Source organism: Streptomyces sp. HNM0575, assembly GCF_012726265.1.
GTDB lineage: Bacteria > Actinomycetota > Actinomycetes > Streptomycetales > Streptomycetaceae > Streptomyces.
On sequence record NZ_JAASAG010000002.1, the window covers coordinates 65,256 to 89,478 of the forward strand.

14 protein-coding genes are annotated in these 24,223 nt (G+C 71.0%); 3 read left to right on the top strand and 11 right to left on the bottom strand.

Going from position 1 to position 24,223, the window contains the following annotated elements; translation table 11 throughout:
- Positions 1-9: 9 nt before the first annotated feature.
- From HCC61_RS04275 to HCC61_RS04320, 10 genes are all read right to left on the bottom strand, one after another.
- Positions 10-543, bottom strand: a complete 534-nt coding sequence (locus tag HCC61_RS04275) for a hypothetical protein (protein WP_169133931.1) — start codon at positions 541-543, stop codon at positions 10-12.
- Positions 544-565: 22 nt separating this feature from the next.
- Positions 566-8,128 carry a DUF4157 domain-containing protein gene (locus HCC61_RS04280; protein WP_169133882.1) on the bottom strand — a complete coding sequence of 2,521 codons (7,563 nt, stop codon included), beginning with the start codon at positions 8,126-8,128 and terminating at the stop codon, positions 566-568.
- The gene (locus HCC61_RS04285; protein ID WP_240968484.1) at positions 8,125-8,520 is read right to left on the bottom strand and encodes a hypothetical protein; all 396 of its coding nucleotides are present in this window, start codon (positions 8,518-8,520) and stop codon (positions 8,125-8,127) included. Before HCC61_RS04285 ends, HCC61_RS04280 begins: the two co-directional genes overlap by 4 nt.
- Complete coding sequence (locus HCC61_RS04290) at positions 8,511-10,736, bottom strand: ATP-binding protein (RefSeq protein WP_169134492.1); 2,226 nt, start codon at positions 10,734-10,736, stop codon at positions 8,511-8,513. The genes HCC61_RS04285 and HCC61_RS04290 overlap by 10 nt, the downstream gene beginning before the upstream one ends.
- A gap of 12 nt (positions 10,737-10,748) precedes the next feature.
- Positions 10,749-12,062: a DUF4255 domain-containing protein gene (locus HCC61_RS04295; RefSeq protein ID WP_169133932.1), complete on the bottom strand. Its 1,314-nt coding sequence runs from the start codon at positions 12,060-12,062 to the stop codon at positions 10,749-10,751.
- Between the two features lie 4 nt (positions 12,063-12,066).
- Positions 12,067-12,894 carry a hypothetical protein gene (locus HCC61_RS04300; protein WP_169133933.1) on the bottom strand — a complete coding sequence of 276 codons (828 nt, stop codon included), beginning with the start codon at positions 12,892-12,894 and terminating at the stop codon, positions 12,067-12,069.
- On the bottom strand, positions 12,887-13,660 hold the full coding sequence (locus tag HCC61_RS04305; protein WP_169133934.1) for a hypothetical protein: 774 nt from the start codon (positions 13,658-13,660) through the stop codon (positions 12,887-12,889). Before HCC61_RS04305 ends, HCC61_RS04300 begins: the two co-directional genes overlap by 8 nt.
- Positions 13,661-13,697: 37 nt before the next feature.
- Positions 13,698-14,222: a phage tail protein gene (locus HCC61_RS04310; RefSeq protein WP_169133935.1), complete on the bottom strand. Its 525-nt coding sequence runs from the start codon at positions 14,220-14,222 to the stop codon at positions 13,698-13,700.
- 95 nt (positions 14,223-14,317) lie between these two features.
- Positions 14,318-16,165: a phage tail sheath C-terminal domain-containing protein gene (locus HCC61_RS04315; protein ID WP_169133936.1), complete on the bottom strand. Its 1,848-nt coding sequence runs from the start codon at positions 16,163-16,165 to the stop codon at positions 14,318-14,320.
- A 714-nt stretch (positions 16,166-16,879) separates the two neighbouring features.
- Positions 16,880-18,139 (bottom strand): ROK family transcriptional regulator, encoded by a 1,260-nt coding sequence (locus HCC61_RS04320; RefSeq protein WP_169133937.1) that lies wholly within the window; start codon positions 18,137-18,139, stop codon positions 16,880-16,882.
- 347 nt (positions 18,140-18,486) lie between these two features.
- Here HCC61_RS04320 and HCC61_RS04325 point away from each other — a divergent pair, with 347 nt between their 5' ends.
- Complete coding sequence (locus HCC61_RS04325; protein WP_169133938.1) at positions 18,487-19,803, top strand: MFS transporter; 1,317 nt, start codon at positions 18,487-18,489, stop codon at positions 19,801-19,803.
- Positions 19,800-21,239 (top strand): sulfatase-like hydrolase/transferase, encoded by a 1,440-nt coding sequence (locus HCC61_RS04330; RefSeq protein WP_169133939.1) that lies wholly within the window; start codon positions 19,800-19,802, stop codon positions 21,237-21,239. Before HCC61_RS04325 ends, HCC61_RS04330 begins: the two co-directional genes overlap by 4 nt.
- Positions 21,240-21,351: 112 nt before the next feature.
- On the opposite strand, the gene HCC61_RS04335 is transcribed toward HCC61_RS04330, so the two are convergent.
- Entirely contained in the window at positions 21,352-22,920 is a 1,569-nt protein-coding gene (locus HCC61_RS04335; protein WP_169133940.1) for a sulfatase, read from the bottom strand.
- Between the two features lie 245 nt (positions 22,921-23,165).
- Here HCC61_RS04335 and gntD point away from each other — a divergent pair, with 245 nt between their 5' ends.
- The gene (gntD, locus tag HCC61_RS04340; RefSeq protein WP_240968485.1) at positions 23,166-24,149 is read left to right on the top strand and encodes a guanitoxin biosynthesis L-enduracididine beta-hydroxylase GntD; all 984 of its coding nucleotides are present in this window, start codon (positions 23,166-23,168) and stop codon (positions 24,147-24,149) included.
- Positions 24,150-24,223: the final 74 nt, after the last annotated feature.

Genomic DNA, 24,223 nt, shown 5'->3' on the forward strand with positions numbered 1-24,223 from the left:
TCCGTGACCTCAGCCATTAGATTTTCCTCCCGTCGCCTCTTCACACTCTTCAATAGCGTTGACAATAGGCGCAGGGCATTCCTTCAACATCCCTGCTTGACGCTCCTCAGCAAGGAGCCTGAGCTCGAAGACCGGCGCAAATCCGTCCAAGAACTCATGCGGTACATTCGCGCGAACCACGGGAATCTTGTTGTAGATTCCCGGGCTGTCATCCCCCAAGTCCTGGTAACCCCACCTACTGGGAAAATTCCGCACGACTGTTTCTCCAATGTAGCGGACGGCGCCGTTCGTGAATTCAGCATTCCCGGATGTTTCAACGTCGGCGGGGTCGCCGTAACGCTCGAGGGCCACACCTTCTAGAATGTCCAGGGAGTTCAGCGAAAAGTCGAACGGAAAATCGGAAGGAAGATACGTGGATCGCCAGGTCCGCAGTTCATCTTGCATCTCACTCAACCACTTGTCGAGGAAATCACAGGCAGCACGTGTCATCCCCTCGCGATCGGCATCCATATACTCCTGAATGGACCGGCTCTCCTCATTCACCACTGACACCTCGCGTCCCTCATCAACTTTCTGCTGTCCCCTCTGCATACCAGACCTGCCATAGGATGCGTGCCCCTCCAAGCAGATCTTGCGTGCCCTTAGTGGGCTTCACTCCGAATATATAGATTATGCGCCACCCCTTGCGCACTAGCCTTCGGTCCTTTTCTACTTGCTTTTTATCGACCCCCTTCCCAGATTTCATCTCATACATGACTCGTTTGCGAAAGTTGACACCATCGGGCTTCCTATCTTCTCCCGTACTCTCATTCATGAGCCTGCGCGACTCATTCTGCTCTGCAGCGCCGCGCCATTCCGAGTCTTCGCCCTTACGCTCGATTCCGTGGATCTTAGCAAAGGCCTTTTCGAAAGCAGTCCCCTTCGCATCGTTCCCCATATTTCTGATATACCCAGCTCTCCACCGAGCCCAGGTCTGCGGCGTCTTCCCTTCTGCGGCTTTGCGCATCTGGTACTTCTGCCATTTCTGATACATGTGCTCTTCTGAGCCGGCGGGCGGATTCTTGCTACGACCAGCCTTCTGTATCTTTTCCGGAGTGGGCTCCGGGGTATTTTTGCGGTCGAGCGCAGGGTTTCGGTACTTATATCTTTGAGGGTTTTCCTTAGTGCCGCCCCTGAGTGGACTTGCCTGGTGCACACCGGGCATTCCCTCATCGTGCGCATCCCTGAGTGCCTTAGCGAATCTCTGCTTCCCTGCCTCATCGAGGAACATCACCCAGTCGTTTGGGTTGGCAACACCCATACGACTCGCTAGGTCTACCTTGAGAGACTTCATCTCACTAACGAATTCCGATGTCGACTGGCCGTCCTGTAGACGGTTCAGGTCTTCATCACTGGAGATCTGGTACTGACCCTCGATTTGCTCCATGAACGCAGAGCCCAACAGGTCCCGCATCTGCGCCAAGATTCCAAATCCCGCCTGCCCCGGGGGGTTTATTCGGGCGATGATGACGAAATTGGATGAGCTGCCTTCGCTCTTCAGGCTGCTAAGGCGATACCATGCCTGCATCCCAAGAAGCGCGGAGCGCATGACCAACCGTCGAACGCCCCGCATTAGCAGCGCCCTGATCTTCGGACGGATGCGTGACAGAATTTTTTCGAGCCGCTCGTTCTTCGACTCCTGCGAGTTCTCCTTCTTCCGCGTCTTCTCCCGCTTCCGTTCCTTCTGCTGCCGCTTCTGCTCAGCCCGCCGCTGGCGGTGCTGCTTCAGCGAATCCCTGCGGCGCTTGTACGCGTCCCGCACGCGCCGCGCGTTGTGCTTCAGCTTGCGGCCCAGGTCGCGGCCCTTGCCTGCGAGTTTGCGGCCTGCTCGACGGGCCCTGTTCAGGGCCGACTTGACCGTCTGGCGGGCGCGGCGGCCCGCGCGGCCGCGGCGGGTGTCGCCGTCGCGGTGGGGCTTGCGCTTGCTGCCCTCCGTCTCCTTGCGGTGGTCCGCGTCCCTGCGGCGGTCGCCCTCGGGGCGGTCGCGGTCGTCGCCCTTGCGGTCGCGGTCCGGGCGGCGGGAGTCCGGGCGGTTGCGGCGGGGGGAGTCGGGGCGGTTGTCGTCGGGGCGGCGGGTGTCCCCGCGGCCGCCCGGCCGCGTCGTGTCGCGGTCCGTACGGCCGCGCCCGCGCCGGCGGTCCGGGTGCTTGAGGGTGTCGCGGGCCGCGCCCCTGCGAGGCCCGTCGTCGCGGTCCCGGCGGCCATCGCCGTCGCGCACCTTGCGGTTGGCGGCGCGTACGCGCCGCCGCGCGTGGTTGACGTCCTTGCCCTCCTCGCGGCGCTCCTCCCTGCGGTCCTTGTCGTCCTCCCGCCTGGCACGGTCGCGCTGCTCGCCGGGCCTGGGCTTCTTCTCCGGGGAGGACCGCTTCTCGGGGCGGGCCTCCTTCTCCGGGCCGGGCTTCTTGTGCGAGCCGGGCTTCCTGTGTGATCCCGGCTTCTTCCGCGACCCGGGCTTCTTGCGGGGCGAACGCGGCTTGTTGGCGCGGGGGCGCTTCTTCTTGCGCAGGCCCTTCGCCATGCGGCTGAGCGTCTTGCTGACCTTGCCCATGTACTTGCCCACGCCGGCGATCAGCGCCTCGTAGACGAGTTCCAGCAGCGCGACGACGCCGGAGGCGACCGCCTTGGCGAACATCATCGCGGCCTTCGCGCCGCCCGCCTTCACCGCCTTGAGGTATTCCATGAACGTGCCGAAGGCGCGGAGGATCTCGCTCAGCGCGCCCCAGGCGGTCTGAAGCGCGTCGATGACGGCCATGACCCAGCCGGCGCCCGGTATGAGCTTCGCGACGACCTTGGTGACGATCAACTCGCCGATGATGAGCGGGAGTTGGGGGACGGCGGCGTCCCAGGCCATCTTGGCCATCTTCTCCTTGCTGACGCCGCCCTTGACGAGGGTGTTGAAGGTCTCCAGGGGTACGCCGACGATCTCCTGGACCTTCTGGTTGAACCATTCCTTCACCGCGGCCTTGACCTCGGTGAAGAGGTGGTGGCGGGCGCCGCTCTCCGCGGAGGACTTCGCGTTGCCGATCCAGCCGCCGGGATCGGAGACGATGTCGCTCGCGATCTGCGCCCACTCGCCGAGGCCCTTCAGCACGGCCCCGGCGGCCTCCATGCCGCTGACGATGCCGGACTCCACCTGGTCGACGGCGTCCAGCAGGTTCTTCTCCAGCAGATTGAGGCCGGCGATCAGCAGCTTGCCGAGACCGTCGAGGAGCTTGCCGATGCCCTTCTTCAGGGCGTCCGCGGCCTCGTTGACCTTCTTGACCGCGGCGTCGCGGGCGCCGTCGATGGTGCGGCGCCACTTGTCGCGCATCGCCGGGTAGTCCTTGAGGAGTTCGTCCCCGAGGGCGATGAGGGCGTCGGCGAAGTCGTTGATCTGCTTGACGACCCAGTCGCGGGCCTTGTCGATGAGGTCGAAGACCTCTTTCTTGAACTTGTCGATGATGCCGGTGACGAGGTTGCGGGCCGCCGCGAAGATGTCCTTGATGGCCTTCTTGAGCTTGTTGAACTGCTCCTTGACCCAGTCGATGCCCTGGCTGATCCAGTCGTCCGACTTGTCCTTGTCGTTGTCCCGCTTGCTCTCGGCGTCCCTGTTGGCGCCCTGACGCTTCTTGTCGATCTCCTTGTTGTCGTCCTCGGTGCGCTTGTCGACGTGCTTGTCGGTGTCCTCCTTCTTGTCTTTGATGTCCTTGCGCGCCTTGTCGTACTTCTTGCCCTTCTTGCCGTCGATGTCCTTGGTCTTGTCGTCCTGCTCCTTGCGCCACTTGTCGCGGGAGTCGGCCACGTCGGAACGGCCCTTGTTCCGCGCGTTCTCCTGCGTCTTGCCGCTGGAGGAGACCTCCCGCTTGACGTCACGCTCGTGGCGCTGCTTGTCCGTCCGGGCCTTCTTCTCCTTGTCGGTCCGGGCCTTGGACATCTGCTTCTGGCCCTGTGCGAAGCCCCGTTTGATCTTCGGCCCGTGGTCGTGCTCGGCCACGGCGTCGACCGCTTCGACGGACACGGGGCCGCCCGTACCGGGTGCCTTGCCGCCGCGCGCTGCGCCGCCCTTGGCGTCCTTGCCCCCACCCTTGTCGCCGCCCTTGTCGCCGCCGTTCGCGCCGTCGACCTTCGCTTCGAGGGTCTCCTTGGGCACGTCCGGGTAGATCTGGTCCTCGCCCATGGGGCGGGCGGCGTCGTCGCGGCCCGCCTTGTGCATCTCCCGGCTCTTGTCGTCGAGCTTCTTCTGCTGGTGGTCCGTACGTTCCGGATCGGCGTCCGCGTCGGTCGGCAGCCTCGGGGCGTCACCTACGCGGGCTCCTTGCAGGCCGTCGTCGGTGGTGGTGATGGCGTCGATGGAGTCGGCGACCTTGCCGGGGAGGATCCGCTTGATGATCTCCTTGACGAGAGCGCCGCCGATGTCCCACCAACTCGGCTCCTCCGTCTGGGACTCGGGCAGTTCGCCCTTGGGCTTGTGCTCTCCGTTGATCTCCGGGGTCTTGCCCTTGGCCGCGTCCGTCTTGGCGACCTTCTGATCGGTGTACTGGCCGGGCGCGGCCGGCTTCGGGCCGCCGCGCAGGGTCCGGGGAGAGCCGGAGGGCCTCTCCATCTTCGGCGGGGCCTTCTTCAGCGCCGTCTTCTCCTTGCCGACGGACTTGTTGACCGCGCCGTCGACGCCCTTGATGGTCTCCAGCGCCTGATGCGGCTTCAGCTTCCCGGCGGTGGCGAGACCGGCCTCGGGCGTGGAGCCCGAGACGTCGGGAGCCGGTCCGTCCTTCTTGCTCTTCAGCGGAGCGGGACCGCCTCCACCTCCGCCCTTGGGGGCCTTCGGCGCAGCTCCGCCGCCGCCCGTTCCCGCCTTCGCCGACGCCGACGCCGACGCCGACGCGTCCGCCTTCGGTGAACTGGGCTTCGGCGGGGCGGACTTGGCGGACGAGGCGGACCGGCCGGGCTGTTTCGCCTGGGGCTTCGCCGCCTTGGCCGACTTGGCGGCCTTCTTCGCCTGCGGTGTCGGCTTCTCGTGCTTGGCGGGCGCGTCCGCCTTGGGCTCGGCGTTCGCCTTGGGCGCCGTCGACTTGCCCGCGGCCTGCGATACGACGGGTACGCCCCCGCCTCCGCCGGACTTGGCGCCGCCGCTGCCCGCGCTCTCGGACACCTTCGGTGCGGCCTGGGCGGACGCCGACTCCTCGCCCGCCGCCTTGTCCTCCTCGGTGGCCTGCCCCTTGCCCGCCGAGGCTTCCTTCGTGGCGCCGTCCTCCTGGGGCCCGTCCCCCGACTCCGCCGACTCCCCCGACTTCTGGCCGGCGGACGAACCGCCGGAGGCCTCCGGGTCCGTACTCCCGGACTCCTTGCCGCCCGGCTCGGAGCCCGAACTCCCGGACTGCTCACCGCTCTTGCCCTCCGAGGACTTCTCCCCGGCCCCGGAACCCGCCTTCTGGTCCTTGCCCGAGCCGCCGTCCTCGGCCTTGTCCTCGGAGGAGCCGGAGTCCTTGCCGCCCTCCGCGCTCTTGCCGTCCTGCGTGCCGCTCTTCGCGCCGTCCGTCTCCGTACCGGAGCCCGGGCCCGACCCGGAACCGGAGCCGCCGGCCTGGGCCCGCTTGTCCTCGTCCGCCTTGGCCAGCTTCTCGGCGGAGCCGTCCTTGCCGTCGCCGCCCTCGCCACGCTCGCCCGAGTCCGCCCCGGCGTCGTCGCCGGAGTCCTCCCCGTCGCGGCGCGCCTCGTCCTCCCGCCGGTCGCGTTCGCGGTCCTCGCTGCGCTGCTGCTTCGTCTCGGGGTCGTCCGAGGCGCCGGAGCCGCCGTCGCCGTCCTGGCCCGCGTTCTCCGCGTCCGGCCCGTCCGGCCCGTCCGGCCCGTCGCTCTCCTCGTCCTCGTCGTCCTTGTCCGTTCCGGCCTCGGGATCGGGGCCGACCTCCTGGTCCGCGCTCTTCCCGGCGTCCAGGTCCTTTCCGTCGGCGTCGGCCTCGTTCTGCCCGTCGGGTCCGTCCGCGTCCTCCTCGGCGTCCTCCTCCTGCCGGGCGCCCTCGACGGCGTCGGCCTTGGTGGGCGGCGGCTTCGCCACGCTCGGTACGCCGAACTTCCCGCCGACGGCCTGGGCCTGTGCCGCCCCGCCGGGCTTCTCGCGGTCGCCGCCCGCGGACTCGCCGGAGGCCGTGCCGTCCTGTCCGCCGCCCTGCCGTGCCGCGTCGCCGGCCGGTCCCGTGCCCGTGGCCGAGGCAGTGCCCGACGGGGAGCCCGGTGCGGAGTCCGTACGGCCGCCCGCAGCCGAGTCCGGCCCGCCGCCCCGCTGCTGAGCGGGGCCGCCGGACGCCGCCGGCGAGCCGGGGGCCATCCGGTCCGCGGTCTGCACACCGGATACGTCCAAATCCCCCTCGGGGACGTGGTCCTGGGGCTTGATCTCCCTGTCCCAGGCGCTGTTCCCGCCGTCCTGCCCGCCGTCCTCGGCGTCCTGCTCGTCGTCCTTGGCCGCGGCGTCGCCGGGACCGGCGGTCTCGTCCTCGCCGTCCTGCTCCACGCCGAGCGGGCCGTCGTCGTCGGCGCCCTCTTCCCCGGCGGCCTCCGCTTCGTCCTTGCCGTGCCCGCCCTGTGGGCTCTTCTCACCCGGTTCTGCGTCGCTGCGGTCGAGTCCGCCGGAGGTCTTCGCGCTCTGCTTGCGGTTCTCCTCCTCGGCCTTGTCCCCCTCGCCGTCCCGCTCCCGCTCCGCGGTGGACTCGGCCTCCTTCTCTCCGGCTTCGCGCTCCTCCTCGCGCCCGCCGGAGTCCTTCTCGTCCTCCTCGTTCCGCGCCTCCTCGTCCTTGTCGCCGGACTCTTCCTGCTGCTTCTTCTCGTCCCTGGCCTCCTCCTCCCCGGCGTTCCTCTTCTCCTGCTCCTCCTTCTCGCGGGCGGAGTCCTGCCCGGACTTCTCCTCGTCCTGCTTCTTCTGCTCCGCCTCGTCCTGCTTCTGCTGCTTCTGCTTGTCGGCGTCCTCGGAGTTCTGGTCGCTCTCCCGCTGCTTGCCGTCCTGTTCGCGCGCGCTGCTGCCGTCCACGGACTCCGGTTCGCCGGACTCGGTGCCGGCGCCCTTGCCGGAGCCGTTGGAACCCTTCGGGCCCGCGGCCGCCTTGCCGCCGCCCCCGCCGCCGCCCGCGTGGCGTTCGCGCGAGTCCTCTCGGTCCGGGGCCTCGGCCTTGCGGCGCTGGGTGCGCTTGCGGCGCTCGTCCTTCGTCTTCTCCTTGTCGTCCTCGGCGGCCTTCGCACCGGCCCGCTTGTGCTCGCGCTCCCGCTCGACCTCGTCGACCGTGTCCGGGACGGACTCCGGGGCGAGCATCCCCTCCATGGGCAGCGGCCCGTCCGGGTCGAGTTCGCCGACGATGTCCAGCAGCCGCCCGTACTCCGGTGTGGAGAGCCGCACTTCGAGCCGGTCCAGCACCGAGTCCTGCAACTCGGGTGCCATACGGGCCAGTTCGAGACGCACACGCCCCGACATGTCAGCCGGGTCGCCGCGCAGCGAGCGCAGCACCGTGCCTATGAGGCGCTCCATCAGGTCCGCGGGGTCGAGCCGTTCGGTGCGCATGCGGTCCGCGTCGACCGTGGCGTAGCGCATCCAGGCGGGGGTCGTCTCGCCCTGTTCGACCTCCACGGGCCGCGGGGCCTGCGCCGTCTCCGCAGCCGTCTCCTCGCGCATCAGGCGCCGCGCCGTCGTCTCCGCCTCCTGCTCGGCGGCCTCCTGCGGCAGGCTCACGGCGCCCAGTTCGCGTCCCGCCGTCAACGGGCCCGCGCCATAAGGGCTCTGGACTGTGTGCAGCACCTCGTGCGCGAGCAGCCGCCTGCCGTCGGCCGTGCCCGGCGAGTAGGCGCCCTCGCGGAAGAAGATGTCCTGGCCGACGGCGATGGCGTCGGCACCGAGCATGCCCGTCAGCGCGTCCGCGTCGCGGTCGGTGTGCAGCCTCACGCTGCCGAGGTCGTGCCCGAGCTGCTCCTCCAGCTCCCGCCGTACGCCCACGTCCAGGGGCTGTCCCGCGCCGCTGACGATGTCCTTCGGCTCGGGTGTACGGGACTTGGCGGCGCGCTCCCTGCGCTTGCGGCGCCGGGCCTCGTTCGCGTCGCGCCGCTGGCCGGCGGAGACGTGGGTGCTGCTCATCGGCGCCCCCTCCCGTCCGGACCCCGGGTCCGCCGGGGCGCTTCGCCGTCGCCGGCGAGCCCCGCGTGCACGGAACGGGCCAGGGCTTCGCCGAGCCGGCCCGCGGAGACGGTCGCGGGCAGCGGCGGCAGCCCGGCGAGCGCGTCGACCGTGTGCGGGCCGTCGCCCGCCGCCAGCGGTACGCCGTGCTCCCGTACGAGACGGGCCAGCTCGGTCTCGAACGCGGCGAGCACCAGGTCGGGGTCGCCCTGAAAGCCGTCGAGCGCCAACTCGCCTATGTCGACGCGCACTTCGCGCTCGTGTGACGTGCCGGAGCCAGCCGTGCCCGTGCCCGTGACGCCCGAACTCCCGGCCCGCGCGCGGTCGTCGCCGGGTACCGCGTTCACACCCATCCGCGCACCTCCGACGGCGTCAGCGAACGTTCGAGCTTCTGGTATTCGGTGCGGGCGGCGGCGAGCATGTGCCGCATCTGGAGCGCGTCGCCCTCCTCCGCCGCCAGGAAGGCGCCGGACAGCGCGATGTTGCGGATGGAGCCGCCTGCGACGGTCAGTTGGGCGAGGGCTTCGGGGTCTACGTCCTTCACCGGTGCCTGCGAGGGCAGCACTCGGCGCCAGATCTCGGCGCGTTCGCCCTGCCCGGGGAAGGGGAAGTCCGCGACGAAGCGGATGCGCCGCATGAACGCGGTGTCGAGCGCCTTCTTCATGTTGGTGGTGAGCACGGCAAGACCGCGGTAAGCCTCCATGCGCATCAGCAGGTAGCTGACTTCGAGGTTGGCGTACCGGTCGTGGCTGTCCTTGACCTCGCTGCGCTTGCCGAACAGCGCGTCCGCCTCGTCGAACAGCAGGAGCGCGCCGCCGAGTTCGGCCGCGTCGAAGACCTTCCGCAGGTTCTTCTCGGTCTCCCCGATGTACTTGCTGACCACCTGGGACAGGTCGATGACGAACAGGTCGAGGCCCAGCTCGCGCGCCATCACCTCGGCGGCGAGGGTCTTCCCGGTGCCGGAGCCGCCCGCGAAGAGCGCGGTGACGCCCAGTCCGCGGCGCAGCGTCCGGGCGAAGCCCCACTCCTGGTGCACGCGGGCACGCTGGCGCACGTGGGCGACGATCTCGCGGAGGATCTTCAACTGCCGCTCGGCGAGCACGAGATCGTCCCAGCCGGCCTCCGGCTCGATGCGGCGTCCGAGTCCCTCCAGGCCCACGCGGGCCTCGGCGAGCCCGGCCTGCCAGGCCAGGGCGCTCGCTCCGTCGGCCGCCGCCCCCGTGCCCGTCTCGTCGCCGAGGTCACGGCGCACGGCGACGGCCGCGGACCGCACGGTGTGCGGCGGCAGCTGGAACTGGGCCGCCAGCGAGTGCAGTTGACCCTCGTCCAGGCCCGGTACGCCGTCGAAGGCGTCCCGCCACAGCCGCTGCGCCTCCGCGTCGTCCAGCCGCGGCACGGCGACTCGTTCGCCGCGCGGCCGGTCCGTGCGGCGCGGCTCCGCGCCCGCGACGGCGAGCGGTACGGCGGCGGAGGCGATGAACGCCTCGGTGGCGGCGGCCCGTTCGCGGTCCTGCTCACCGGTCTCCACCAGCAGCGCGGCGGGCAGCAGTACGGCCTCGCGCTGCCACAGGCGCGCGAAGGCGTCGCGGGCGGCGGGATCGGTGGGCACGTCCTCGGCGGACATCGCGTACAGCCCGAGTCCCGCCCGTGCGGCGGCCGTTGCGGCGATGTCCTCGCGTGTGCGCAGGTCGCCGCCGACCAGCTCGACCCGGAACGGCGCGTCGGGACGGCGGACACTCCAGCCCGCGGCGACCCGCTCGGCGGCCTCCTCGTGCGGCGCGGGCAGGTCGTCTGGCACGGCGGCCCGGCGGAGCGTGCCGTGCAGCCTCGGGTCGAGGTACGGGGTGCCGGTGAGGAAGTGCAGGATGCGCTCGTCGAGCCGCAGCCGGGAGGTGGTCAGCCGGGTCTCGTCGGCGAGTTCGACGATCCGCCACCGGCGCAGCGGCGCCACGGGCGTCAGGGCGCTCCAGTGGGCGTCCGGCAGCGCCGCCAACGCGAGGGAGAAGGTGGGGTGCGCGCGCTCGGGGTCGCCGGATGCGGCGGCACAGCGGGAGCCGGTGGTCGGATCGAGCTCGGCGGCGGCACACAGCAGTACGACGTCGCGCTCGAACTCGCTGAGCCCGAAGGCGGATCGGAGCGTGGCGAGCGGCGCGGGCACGGCGGGGGCGGGGCCCGGGTCCGCGTCCGGCTCGGACGCCGGGTCCGGTGCGTGGTCCGGCTCGGACGCCGGGTCCCGCTCCGACGCCGGGTCCGTTCCCGCTCCGGGCTCCGGGTCCGTACGTGCGGCTCGATCCGTACGTGCGGCTCGGTCCGTACGTACGCCTGTCTTCGTACGTGCGGCTCGACCCGTAGGTACGCCTCGGTCCGTAGGTACGCCTGGGTCCATAGGTGCGCCTGGGTCCGTAGGTGCGCCTGGGTCCGTACGTACGGCTTCGTCCGCGTCGGCGTCCGCGCCCTTCCCACGCGTACGGGCGCGGGCCGCGTGCGCGTCGAGGCGTGCGAGCACCCCGGCGACCGCGGCCGGCAGCCCGGCGGCCGCAGACGTCTTCTCCCGTTCACCCCCCGTCATGTGCACCGCGCCTCAGCTCCCCCAGCCGTCGGACGTGCCGTTCGCGGGCCTGCCGGGGGACGCCTTGCGCGCGGGGCTCCCGGCGGCCTTCTTCGCGGCGCCGCTCTTCTTGGCAGCGGCCTGTTTCGCGGCGGCCTGCTTCACGGCGGCCTGTTTCGCAGCGGCCTGTTTCGCAGCGGCCTGTTTCGCAGCGGCTTTGGTGGTTGCGCCCGTGTTTTTGGCGCTCGCCTTCGTGGCGCCCGCCTTCTTCGCACCCGCGCTCTGGGCAGCCGCCCCCTTGGCCGCCCCCTTGGCCGCCGTCTTGGCGGCGGTCTGCTTGGCGACGGCCTTCTTCCCGACGGCGTTCTTCCCGACGGCGTTCTTCCCGACGGCGTTCTTCCCGACGGTCTGCTTCGCCGCGGACTGCCGGGCGCCGGAGTGCGGCTCGGTCCGCCTCGCGGCGGTCCGCTTCGCGCCCGCGGCCCGGGCCTCGGCCCCGGCAGCGGTTCCGGCGGCCCTTCCGTCAGCGGTCCCGGCCCGGGCCGGGACCGTCCCATCCGCACGACCGCCGTTCCGCGCTCCCGCCTCCCCGCCACCGGGCGTCACGGACACGCCCGGCGCGCCACCACCCGACGCACCACCCGACGCACCGGCCGACGCGTTCGCGGGTGCGCCCGCCCCTGGCCGGGCCGCTGAACCGCCCCCCGCAGCAAGCGAATCGCCGCCCCCGGCGCCCGCCCCGTACGAGGCGCCGACGGCGACCTCCGTACGCCGCACAGGGCGGCTGCGCTCCGGCTCCTCACGGCCCTCGACCAGCACCAGCGACGCCTGATACGTCATCGACAGCGAGTACGGCGTCTGATGGAGCATCCCCCACAGCTTCGAGGTCTCGTCGACGTCCATCTGCTGCGGCGTGAAGCGCACCTTCTGCTCCGACTGCGCCAGGTCGCTGCCCGCCAAGTAGGGCCGCTCGCCCGCCTCTTCGATGACGTCGGCGGGCAGCACGGGGAACTCGTGCATGATCCGGGCGACACAGCCGATGAGCCGCTGCCCGACCAGTTCGTTCTCCTCCCCGTACGCGCTGATCACGTAGTGCAGATCGAGCGCCGCCACGGCCCTGTTGAGGAGCGTGCCGTCGGAAGCGCGGGTGGGCAGGTCGTGGTTGCGCATCGACGGGTTGTGCGTGACCTGGTACAGGAAGACGGTGATCGTCGGCTCCGTCGGTGGCTCGGCCGGCGGCTTGCGGGTCTCCACGGACACGGCCATGTCGATCTCGGGTCGCAGGTTGCTCTCGATCAGCAGGGCCAGTGCCTGCGTCACATGGGCGACGGCAAGTGCGTTGCTCATGGGCTCAGTTGCTCCTCTCCCCGGTGCGGCCGCGCGCGAGGTAGTCGTCGAGGCTCACCGTCGGCACGGGCCGCCCGCCCGCCTGCCGCCCCGTGCCGCCGGCGCCGTCCCGTGCCGCTCCGGGCGGCGTGGCGGCGGTGACTTCGAGGCGGCCGATCTGCACGTGTACGACGCGTTCCTGCCGGCGGCCCCCGCCGCGCCGTGCCGCCGCCTGCTGCCGGGCGCCGCGCTCCGGCGAGAGGCCGTCGTCCCCCGGCCGCACTCCGGCCGGGCGGGCCACCACCTCTCCGCTGCGTGCGACGAGCGCGGGCGCGGCTCCCGCGGCGGGTGCGCCGTAGCCGTCCGGACCGGCGTCACGGGCCGCCGGCCGCCCCGCCTGCCGCGCCGGCGTGTTCCCGGCGGGCCGCGGCGGCCCGGGCGCGGGCCTCAACCGGCCGCCGTCCGGGAGCCGTTGGGACCGCGCGGGTTCCGGGGCCGGTGCCTGGGCCGCCGATGTGTCACGTACGACGGTGTGCCGTTCCGTACGGATCTCGCGCACGGTGCGCGGCACTCCGCCCTCTCCCTGGCCGGTGCGGACGGGGCGCGCGGCGGGTGCGCCCGTGACCGGAGCGGAGAGCCCGTCGCCGGCGTCGGACCGTTCGCGCAGCGCCTCGACGCGCTCGAACGGGCCCGCGAGCCGCGGCCGTACGCGCACCGGCCGCGCGGCAGCCCCAGCCCCAGCCCCGGACGAGTCGCCGCCCCCCGGCGACGAACCACCCGCCGGGCCGCCCGCCGCCGCACCACGCACCCCCGGCACGTGCCGCGCCAGCAGCCGGTCGAAGTAGTCAGACATCAGCGCACAGCTCCAGGTAGTAGCGGCGCCGCGCCGGGCTGAGCGCCAGGATGTCCGGCTCCGTCCATCCGTACACGGTGGCGAGCAGGTGGACGTCGAGGAGCACGTCGCGGGCCCAGGCGTCCAGTTCGGTCCACAGGTACGAGGCGATGTCGAGCTCGGCGGTGGTGCGTTCGCCGCACTCGGGGCAGGCGATGTCGAGGCTTATCTCGGCCGACGGGTCGGCCTCCTCGGCCGCCGCCGCGATCCGCTCCGCCACAGCCGCGGGCAGCATCCGCGGCAGGCGCTCGGCGGGCACCTCCGCTCCGTCCCTGCGCGCGGTGACGACGCAGGAGGCGACGAGCAGTTCGCGAGCGGCGCCCGCCGGGTCGCCCTCGGCACCCGCTCCGGCAGCCGCTCCGGCCGCCGCGGCTTCGAGGTCGGCGACGGCGGGCAGCCGGAAGTCGATCTCCCAGCCGTCCGCCGCCACCCGCAGCGGTTCCCGCGACCGCGGTGGCCGCGCCGCCAACTCACCCGCGTCGAGGTCGAATTCCATGGCCTCGCCGCACGGGGCGCACTCCAGCAGCACCTGCATCCGGTCGCCGAACAGCGCGCGCCGCAGCGCGTACAGGTCGGCCTCGCGCTCGCCGACCGGGACGCGTGGCAGCTCGCCCGGACCGGCCTGCGGACGCGCCGCCCGGTGCAGGATTCGCGCACGGTCCGCGTCGGTCCGTGGGAGGGCCTCCTCCCAGACCGACAGCAGACGTGCGGCTTCCGTGTGCGCCATCGCCGTCGCTCTCCCCCTCGCTCTCCCCGCCCGGCGTTCAGGCGGGGTGCGTGAAGGAGGGCTCGGCGGGCTCCGGGACCTCGTAGTCCCGCTCCCAGCCTTCGCACTCCAGCTTGAGGCTCTGGATCGCGACCGCGTTCGCGTTGGCGTCCATCTCGCCCAGCACCTGGTACTCGCTCGGCCACGACCGGTAGAGCTTGTGCGAGACGGCGACCTGACCGGCCTCGTTCAGGACCTGGACGACGATGTCCTTGCGGAAGTCGGCCAGCGACACCTCGGAGCCGAGCCCCGCGCCGACCTGCCACACCTTGTTGGCCCAGCGGTCGAACTCGGGGTCGTGGGTGACGCCGCGCTCCAGGGTGACGCCCTCGAACTCGGAGCGCCCCGGGGACTTGCGCGGGGAGTTGGGGTCGCCGCCGTGCCGGTGCTTGACGACCTCGGTGGTCCGCTTCAGCGGGCTGATCTTGCTGATGCCCGCGACCGTACGTCCGTCCCACAGGACGAGGAACTTGAAGTTCTTGTACGGGTCGAAGCGATGGGCGTTTATCTGGAACTCTGCCATCGGATTCCTTCGGTTCCTGGGGTTGTTCGGATGCCCGGCCGCCGGGCCGCCCGCGGGACCCTGGCGGGTCCCGTGCGCCGGGCGGCCCGGCGCCGTCAGGACGTGAACTGCCCCGCCATCTGCTGGACCTTGACGATCACGAACTCGGCGGGGCGCACCGGCGCGATGCCGACCACGGCGTTGACCACGCCGTTCTCGACGTCCTCGTCGGTGGTCGTGTCGTGGTCGCACTTGACGAAGTAGGCCTCGCGCGGGGTGCCGCCGGTGAAGGCGCCCTGCTGGAAGAGCGTGTGCAGGTACGAGGACACGTTCATCCGGATCTGCTGCCACAGCTGCTCGTTGTTGGGCTCGAAGACGGCCCAGCGCAGCCCGCGGTGGAGGCTCTCCTCGATGTGCAGCGCGAGCCGCCGCACCGGGGTGTACTTCCACTCGCTCTCCCGCGCGTCCGAGCCCTCCAGGGTCCGGGCGCCCCACACGACGTTGCCGACCAGCGGGAAGGTCCGCAGGCAGTTGACGCCGAGGGGGTTGAGCAGCCCGTTCTCGCGGTCGGTCAGCCGCACCGACAGGGAGTGCACGCCGTCGAGGCGCGCCTCGGTGCCCGCGGGCGCCTTCCACACGCCGCGCTCGCCGTCGGTGCGGGCGATGACGCCGGCGACGGCGCCGGACGGCGGGAAGGAACGCAGCCGCCCGGTCAGCGGGTCGGTCATCTCCAGGTGCGGGAAGTACAGTCCGGCGTGGCTTCCGCGCACGGACTCGAAGGCAGAGATGCCGGTGCGCACCGCGTCCACCGAGGACCAGGCGGCCGGTGCGTCGGCGATGAGGAAGACGCGTTCCTCGCGGCACAGCCGCTGGGCCGCCGCGAGGACGGTGATCATGTCCTCGGTCGACTCGTACGACGCGAGTTCGGGCAGCGCGAGCAGGTTGACGTCGTCGACGTCGCGCAGCGCGTGCAGCCCGGACTTGCGTGCCTGGCTGCCGATCAGATCGCGAGGCCCCGGGGCCTCGCCGTCCTCGCCGCCCTCCAGGGCGAACACGGGCGGATTGACCGAGGCTTCGAGGCCGAGGTCGTTGGCGCACTCGCCGAGGTAGCGCACGACGGCCTCGGGGTCGTCGCTGCCCGCGACGGTCTGGTGCCGCTCGCCGAACGGCGTGACCTCCGCGGCGGCGAAGTCGTGGCGGCCCGGTGCGTCGGGCAGTGAGCGCAGCTTGCGCTCCAGGAGCAGCGCCATCTCGGCCACGGTGCAGGGCGCCTCGCCGTCCTCGTCCGGCTCGTAGAGGACGAACTGCCGCTCGGTCTCGCCGATCTTGACGGTGAGTTCGACGTTGAGGTCGGGCAGGTCACCGGAGTAGGGCCTGGAGACCGTGCCGGACGGGTCGGGCCGTCCCTCTCCGACGACCTCGGCCCGTACGAGCGCCGACCCGGAGTTGACGACGGTCTGCACGTAGCGACTGTGGCCGGAGTCCATGGACAGCCCGCCGAAGAACTCCCGTGCACCGCCGCGTGCGTCGAAGACCCGCAGGTTGAAGGTCTCCTCGGGCGTGGCGGTGTCGTAGTCGACGGCCACCCGCAGCCCGCAGCCCCACACGCCCGGCTCCCTGGCGGTGATCTCCAGCACGGGGCATTCGCTGCGGTCCTCGGTGGAGTCGAGCGTGACGCAGGCCGCCTTGCCCGAACCGGCCTTGGCCACGCGCACGATGACGGCTATGGACCCGCCGTTGCGGAAGAACTGGTGCACGGCGTAGGCGACGGCGCTCTGCGAGGTCAGGCCCCCGAAACGGCGTTCGAACTCCGCGTAACTGGTGACGCGCACCGGCTTGTTGAGAGGGCCGCGCCGGGTGTGGCCCACGAACGCGGTCGCCGCCGTGGTGACCTGGGTGACCGTACGTACGCTGCTGGGAATCTCTTCGACGTAAACACCGGGGTAGGTCGGCTTCGTCGGCATTCCCCCTCCAATCCCTACGAGCGCCTGAACAGCGGCATTCAGGGGGAAAGGGGGACGACAAGGCCGGTCGGAAGCGCCGGCCAGGGCGCGCGACGACGCACTCGCGAACTTCCCCCCGTGCCTCACCGCCGGTCCCGGCCCGCCGTACGCATGCGGTTGCGTACGGACTCAGCGATCCCGTGGTGCGACTCCTGATGCCCGAGTGCGTCGCCATTGTTATAGGGAAGAACGCGCTCTCACAGCCGTGATTTCCGGCCACACGGAAAGGTTCCGCCAAGTGCCGCCCGGTGCGGCTGACTTCGCGTCAGGAAGAAGCGCCAGGTCAGCGCGCTCGGCCGGCGTCCCTCATTACGGGCCCCGGGGCCAGGGGTGAAAACCCGTCAGGCGGCGGAGCCTCCCGCGGGGGCGGACTTCGCCCCAGGTCACGCTGGGTGCATCGGGCCGGTACGGCCGGAACAGGAGCGGAGCGTCACAATCCGCAACATATGCCCGCTGCGCCCCGACCCGCACCCGGCGACCGCTCCCACCTGCAACGGAGCGGCGCGACAGGCGAGTTGACGGCCCCAGGCGGCGTTGACCCGCGTAGAGCGGGCGGCGCGACTCTGGCCCGGATCGCACTGCGGAGCAGCACGGTCCGTTAGGGGATCGTTTGCACGCGCTGATGAGGGAAGCGTGAAATCCGTACAAAACGGCCCACGCCGGCTCGCGTTGACGTCACGGCCGCACACCGGAGGGAGCCTCGGCGAGCGCGTCGAGATAGCGCCCCTCGGTGTGCTGGAGCGCGTGGTGGAGTGCGCCCGTGACGACGGCTCTGTGCGTCAGCGGGGAGGCCGCGAGCCGGGGAACGTCGTCGACGATGCGCCCGACGGCCCGGCGCAGGGGTTCGAGCAGCACGTCGCCCGCGGCGGCCACCGCGCCGCTGACGACGACGAGTTCGGGCGCCAGGATCATGGACAGCGTCGCCACGGCCCTGGCCGTGGAGTCCAGGGCCTGGTCGAGGATCCCGGCCGCCGCCTTGTCGCCCTCCCGTACGGCCCTGAAGACGGCCTCGGCGTCGACGCGCTCCGGGTCCCCGTCCACGAGGTCGTGGAGAACCGCCGCGGCCGCGCGGGGAGTCCGGGCGGTGCGCCGCCGGGCCGGCCCGGCCACCAGTTCCGCTCCGCGGCGGCGCGCGAGGAGGCCGATCCCGTCGAGCGTCGCGCCCGGCATGAGCTTGAGGAAGGACAGGTCGCGGGCCTTGTTGTGGTGGCCGCGCAGGAGAGTCCCCCCGGTGAAGACGCCCACGCCCAGCCGCTCTCCCGCCAGGAGGCAGAGGAAGTCCTCGGTCCCGGCGGCCGTGCCGCGCCAGCGCTCGGCAACGGCGGCGAGGTTGCAGTCGTTCTCGACGGTGACGTGCCAGCCGAAGCCCTCGGCCATGGCGGTGCGCAGATCGACGTCGAGGAAGCCGGGGATGCCGGTGCGGACGCGCACGACACCGGCTTCGCTGATGGTGCCGCTGGTGCCCACGCACACCGACAGCACATGGCCGGGCCCGAAGCCCGCGTCATGCACGGTGCCGGCGGCCAGGTCACGGACGAGGGCGATCCGCCGCCGCGCCTCGACGTCCGGGTCGTCGAACGTGATCTGCCGCTCGGCCACGGATTCGCCCCGCAGATCGGCGAGGACCGCGCGTGCGGTGTGGGCTCCGACGTCGATGCCGAGAACGTGCCCCGCGTCGGCACGGAAGGCGAAGACCCGTGAGGGGCGTCCCCTGCGCGGGGCGCTCGTCCCGTGGTCGGCGGCCGCCTCGGCGACCCAGCCGAGGTCGATCAGATGCCGGGCGGCGGCGTGCACGGTGGGCCGGGACATGCCCGTGGCCGAGATGAGTTCGCTGGCGGACATCGCGCTGCCGGCGCGAAGCGCGGTCAGTACGCGCTGGGCGTTGAGCCGGCGGACATAGGCGGTGTCCGCGACATCTCTTGACGTGCTCGGCATGGCATGCCAGCGTAACGCCAGCAATAAATAAACGAGTCTTATTAAAGGCACTGCTCGCCACCCCGAGCACTGCTCCCCCGCACCGCCCGCCGCCGTCCGGCCCCCGCAGCCGCGAAGCCCCGAGCCGGACCACCGCGCTCCGCCGCGCGCCCCGGCACCGGCGGACACCGACGGGCCCCTCCAGTCACCAGTCGGAAGGTGATGACGTGACAGCCGCACCGCCGCCGGATCATGTCCCCCAGTCCGGGTCCCAGTCCGGGTCCGATGCCCGGTCGTCCGATGCCCGGTCGTCCGATGCCCGGTCGTCCGATGAAGGGTCGTCCGATGAAGGGCCCCGGCCGCAGTCGATGCGCCAGGTCCTGGCGGCCAGCCTGTCCGGGGCCGCCCTGGAGTGGTACGACTTCAACCTCTACGGCATATCCGCCGCCCTGGTCTTCAACAAGATCTTCTTCCCCGAGGCCGACCCGGCCGTGGGAACCATGGCCGCCCTCGCCACGTTCGGCGCCGGTTTCGTCCTGCGGCCGCTCGGCGCCCTTCTCTTCGGGCACCTCGGGGACCGCGTGGGACGGAAGAAGTCGCTCGTCGCGACCATGCTCATCATCGGCGGCGCCACGTTCCTGATCGGGCTGCTGCCCGACTACCGCCACATCGGCATCTGGGCCCCGGTCCTCCTCGTCGTGCTGCGGCTGGGACAGGGCCTCGGGCTCGGCGGCGAATGGGCGGGCGCTTCCCTGCTGACGGTGGAGCACGCGCCCCGCCACCGGCGGGGCTTCTGGGGGAGCCTGCCGCAGACCGGGGCACCGATCGGCTATCTGATCGCGGTGGGCACCACCAGCCTGTTCGCCACGCTTCCGGAGGATCAGTTCCTCGCCTGGGGCTGGCGCGTGCCGTTCCTGCTGAGCGCGGTGCTGATGGCCGCCGGGGTGCTCGTACGGCGCACCATCCGCGAGACCCCGGACTTCCAGAGGATCAAGAACTCCGGCACCCGCGAGCGGATGCCACTGATCGCGGCCCTGCGGAAGTATCCGCGCACGGTCGCGCTCGCGTTCGGCGCCCGCATCGGAGAGGCGTGCAGCTCGCAGATCTACCAGCCGTTCGTCATCGCCTACGCCACCGCGACCGTGGGCTACGGCAGGAACGCCGTGCTGTTCGGCGTGGTCCTCTACAACGTGCTCGGTCTGGCGCTGATGCCCGTGGCGGGCGCGCTCTCGGACCGGATCGGCCGCCGGCCCCTGTATCTGGCGGGGGCGGTCTTCGTCGCGGTCTCGGCGTTCCCGTACTTCTGGCTCGTCGACAGCCGCTCCACCCCGCTGGCCTGGAGCGCGATGTGCCTCGCCGCGCTCGGCGGCGCCGTCGGCATGTCCAGCATCCAGGCCACCTACTTCACGGAGCTGTTCGGGCCACGGGTGCGCTACTCGGCACTGGGCATGGCCACCCAGGCGTCGGCGCTCGTGGCCGGCTTCGTGCCCGCGGTCGCGACATCGCTGATCGTGGTGTCCGGTTCGAGCTGGCCGGCGGCGGTGCTGCTGATCGTCGTGGCGCTCGCCTCGCTCGTCTCGACGGTGCTGCTCACCGAGACCCGCGGGGAGGACGTCGCCGAAGCCGAAGCACGACGCCCGCCCGTCTCCCCGCACTCCGGCCGGAAGGCCGCTGGTACCGCGTGAACGGCGACGGCCCCCGCACGAAGCCGAACGTGCTGGTCTTCTTCACCGATCAGCAGCGCTGGGACACGACGGGTCTGCACGGCAATCCGCTCGGCCTGACCCCGCTCCTCGACGGCCTGGCGGAGCGCGGCGTGAGCGTCGACCACTCCTACACCTGTCAGCCCGTGTGCGCTCCGTCCAGGGCGAGCATGCAGACGGGCCTCTACCCCACCACCACCGGCGTCTTCCGCAACGGCATCGCCCTCGCACCCGACATCCCCACCCTCGCCCACCACTTCCGCGCCGCGGGCTACGAGACCGGATACATCGGCAAGTGGCATCTGGCACCCGACGAGTACACGGGGCCCGTGCCGGAGCGCTACCGCGGCGGCTACGACCACTGGCTGGCCGCGAACCTGCTGGAGTTCACCTCGGACGCCTACACGACCACGCTCTACGACGGCGAAGGACGGCCCCGGCACTTCGACGGCTACCGCGCCGACGCGCTGGGCACCGCCGCCGCCGAGTTCGTACGCGAGCGGCGGGACGGGCCGTTCTTCCTGTTCCTGTCGTTCCTGGAACCCCACCACCAGAACTCCCGCGACGACTACCCCGCCCCCGACGGCTACCGCGAACGCTACGCGGACCCCTGGACACCCGCCGATCTGCGTGCGCTGGGCGGCGGCAACTCCCGTGAGCACCTTGCCGGTTACTACGGCATGGTGCGCCGTCTCGACGAGGTGCTCGGCACGGTGCTCGACGCCCTCGCCGAGCAGGGGACGCTGGAGGACACCGTCGTGCTCTTCACCTCCGACCACGGCTGCCACTTCAAGACCCGCAACGACGAGTACAAGCGCAGCCTGCACGACGCGTCGGTACGGGTGCCGACCGTGCTGTGCGGGCCGGGCCTGCCGCAGGGGGTGCGGCTGGAGCAGGTGGTCAGCCATGTCGACCTGCCTCCAACGCTCCTCGACGCGGCCGGAGTTGCCGTACCCGCCGGGATGCAGGGCCGCACGCTGCTGCCGCTGCTGCGCGGCGAGGACACCGGCTGGCCGGACGAGGTGCTGATCCAGATCAGCGAGTCCGAGGTCGGGCGGGCGATCCGCACGCACCGCTGGAAGTACGGCGTGGTGGCACCGGGCGCCGACGCCTGGCGGGTGCCGTCGGCCGACCGCTATGTGGAGACCTACCTCTACGATCTGGACGCCGATCCGGAGGAGTCGGCGAACCGGGTCGCAGACCCCGGCTGCGCCGCCACCCGGCGGGCGCTCGCCCGGCGGCTCGCCGAGCGCGTCGCCCGGTCCGGCGAACAGCGACCCGAGATCGACCCCGCGCCCGGCGAGGAGCACGCCGACGGCGAGGGCGACGGCGACGACAGCAACAGCGGCCGGGACGGCGGGAACCCCGGGAACACCGGAAGCGGCGGAAGCACCGCGAGCGCCGGGGACGGCGGCTGACCCGAGCCACTGCCCCCGCAACGCACGCCTCCGCCGCCCGCGATGAGCCTCGCCCGCGCCCGCGCCCAGCCCGCCGCATCCGGGCAGACGGGGCGCGGGCGGCCGCGATATCTCACTCGCCGACGCGGGACGCCTTGCGGCAGCTGTCCGAGCCGTCACAGCTCTTCAAGTCGTGCAGAGTGTCGTGCAGTTCGTCGCGCCGGTCGTCGGGGAGCGACGAGATCCGGTTCCGCAGCTGCTCGGGATCGGACTTCATCGAGTAGAACTCGCGGTCGCCGCCCGCGTATTCGACGTACAGCGAGTCCGAGGTCCGCAGAGCCTCGTAACTCGGCGGATCGCCGTGGTTCTTGCGGGGCGCCGCGTCCGGATCGCCCTTCTTGGACTTGGCGTTGTGGTGCTCCACCAGTACGGACTCGCGCCAGTCCTCTCCCGGCTTGCCGCGCAGCAGCTCCGCGAGGCTGCTTCCGTCGACGGACGGGGGCGGCTTCACCCCGGCCAGGTCTAGGAACGTGGGATTGAGGTCGGTGTTCTCCGTGAGCTCCGAGACCCGCTCGCCGGAGGGCACCGCCGGGCCCGTGACCATCAGCGGCACGTTGACGTCCGTGTCGTAGGCGGTCTGCTTGCCCGGCCGCAGCCGGTGCTCGCCCATGTGGAAGCCGTTGTCGGAGCCGAAGACGAAGTAGGTGTCGTCGGCCAGCCCCTTCTCCTTCAGCTGGTCCTGAAGGTCGCCGATCATCTTGTCGACCGCCTGCACGGAGCGCACCCGCTTGGCGAACTTGCGGTCGATCTGCTTCTTCTCCTTCGCGGTCAGCGGCTTGACGTCCTTCTGCCAGTCGGGAGCCGGCTTCGGCGCCTTGTCGTACGCCTCGGTGCGGGGCGCCTTCAGCGACGGGTACTCATCCCTGTCCCTGGGCGCCGGAGTCGACGGCGAATGCGGGGCGAAGGGCGTGAGCTGGAGCATGAACGGCTTCTTCGCCTTCGCCGAGGAGTCCACGAACGACGACGCCTTCTTCGCCATCACGTCCGTCAGATAGTCCTGCGGCTCGTGTCCGTAGTGCTTTACGCGCCCGTTCTCGTTGAGGTCGTAGTCGAACTCCGGGTAGCCGTTCCCGGCGACGTCCCATTCGTCCCAGCCCGGCGGAACGTACGGCTTCGACGTGCCGTTCTCGTCGGCCGGCTGGTAGCCGTTGAGGTACTTGCCCATGAATCCGGTCCGGTAGCCGGCGTCCTGGAGGGCGGGCGCGAAGCACTTCTTCTCGTTGCCCTTCTTGTTGAAGGCGCCGTAGCCGCCGTCGTTCCCGTTGTTGGTGAATACGCCGGTGTTGTGCGGATACTGCCCCGTGAGACCTGTCGAACGGGACGGGCAGCAAAGCGAGTCGGTGACGAAGAAGTTCGAGAACGTCACCCCTTTCTTCTGCATCTGCTGTACGTGCGGCATGTACCGCACGAGATTCCACGACAAATCGTCGGTCTGCACGTGAACGATGTTGGGCTTGCCGCCGTCCGCCTCACTGCTTCCGGCGGACGACGCCTTCGCGGAGTCCTCCGCGTCCGTGCCGAGCGCTGCCGAACACGACGTCAGCAGCGCCGCGGTGACGGCGAGGCACAGTCCGGCGACGGCAGTGCGGCCCGGTCGCCCGAGCCCTCGGCCCTGGTGGTGAAGACGCTTGCCGGTGGGCATCGGCCCTCCTCTCGGATCCTCAAGTCCCTTGCGTGCCGGGCATGTTGGCGGTGGACCTTGTGAGTTCTCTGTGAACGGCCTTCACCAGGGACGGGACGGTGCGCGGGCTCGTCCGGGTGCACGCATTTCCCGCGGCGCCCTTCCGCGTCGCGGGAATGGCGGCGGCTTACCGGGGTAGTCCTCGGGGCGGCGTTCCCGTATCCGCCTGAAGTTCGAGTGAGCCCCCCACGCAAGGAATGCCTTTGTTGCGAGACGCATTGGCGATCATGGACTTGGACGAGGCACAGGCTGCCTCCGCGCAGGAACTCGTCGAGGAGCTGAGAGACCGGCACACGAGCCCCGAGGACGAGGACTTCCTCCGGTCCGCCCAGGCGGAGTCCCTGTCGCTTCCGGCCCATTTGACCGAGGGCTTACGGGAGTTGCGCTATGACGACGTTCCTCCCGCGGCGCTCGTACGCGGATTCCCCGTGGACGACTCGGCCATCGGCCCGACCCCCTCGCACTGGAGGCACCGCGAACCGGGCCGTACCGCCGCACAGGACTTCTGGCTCGGGCTTCTCGCGTCGCTTCTCGGCGACCCCTTCTGCTGGTCGACCCTCCAGGACGGCCGCCTCTACAACGACATCCATCCCATAAAAGGGAACGAACTCCATCAGACTGGCCACGGCAGCACATCGGTGCTGGAATTCCACACCGAGGACGCGTTCCACGAATACCGCTGCGACTACATCCTGCTGCTTTCCCTGCGCAATCACGACCGGGTGCCGACGACGGTGGGCGCGTCCCGTGCGCTGCGGCTGAGCGGCGAGGACCGTGACGTGCTCTTCCAGCGGCGGTTCGTGATCAGGCCCGACACGGAGCACCGGCGGCACATGACCGAAGCGGAGATCGCCTCGTACGAACGGCCCGTGGCGGTGCTCTTCGGCGACCGCGACGATCCGGGCGTACGCGTCGACCCCCCGTACATGGAGGCCCTGCCCGGCGACCCGGAGGCCGCGGCGGCGCTGGGGAGGCTCTGCGAACAGCTTCAGGCCGGGCTCGTGGACGTGGCGCTCGAACCGGGGGACGTGCTCGTCATCGACAACCAGCGCTGTGTGCACGGCCGTAAGCCGTTCCGTGCACGGCTCGACGGCACCGACAGATGGCTGAGAAAGCTGACGGTGACGCGGGACCTGCGCAAGTCGGCCGGGCAGCGAGGGCACCCGCGCTCGCGCGTACTGCGCGGCTGAGCGCGGCCCGGCACCGGCGAGGCGGCCCGTCCGCCGGATTCCGCTGATCCGTACCCCGCGGCCGCCCGCCCTGC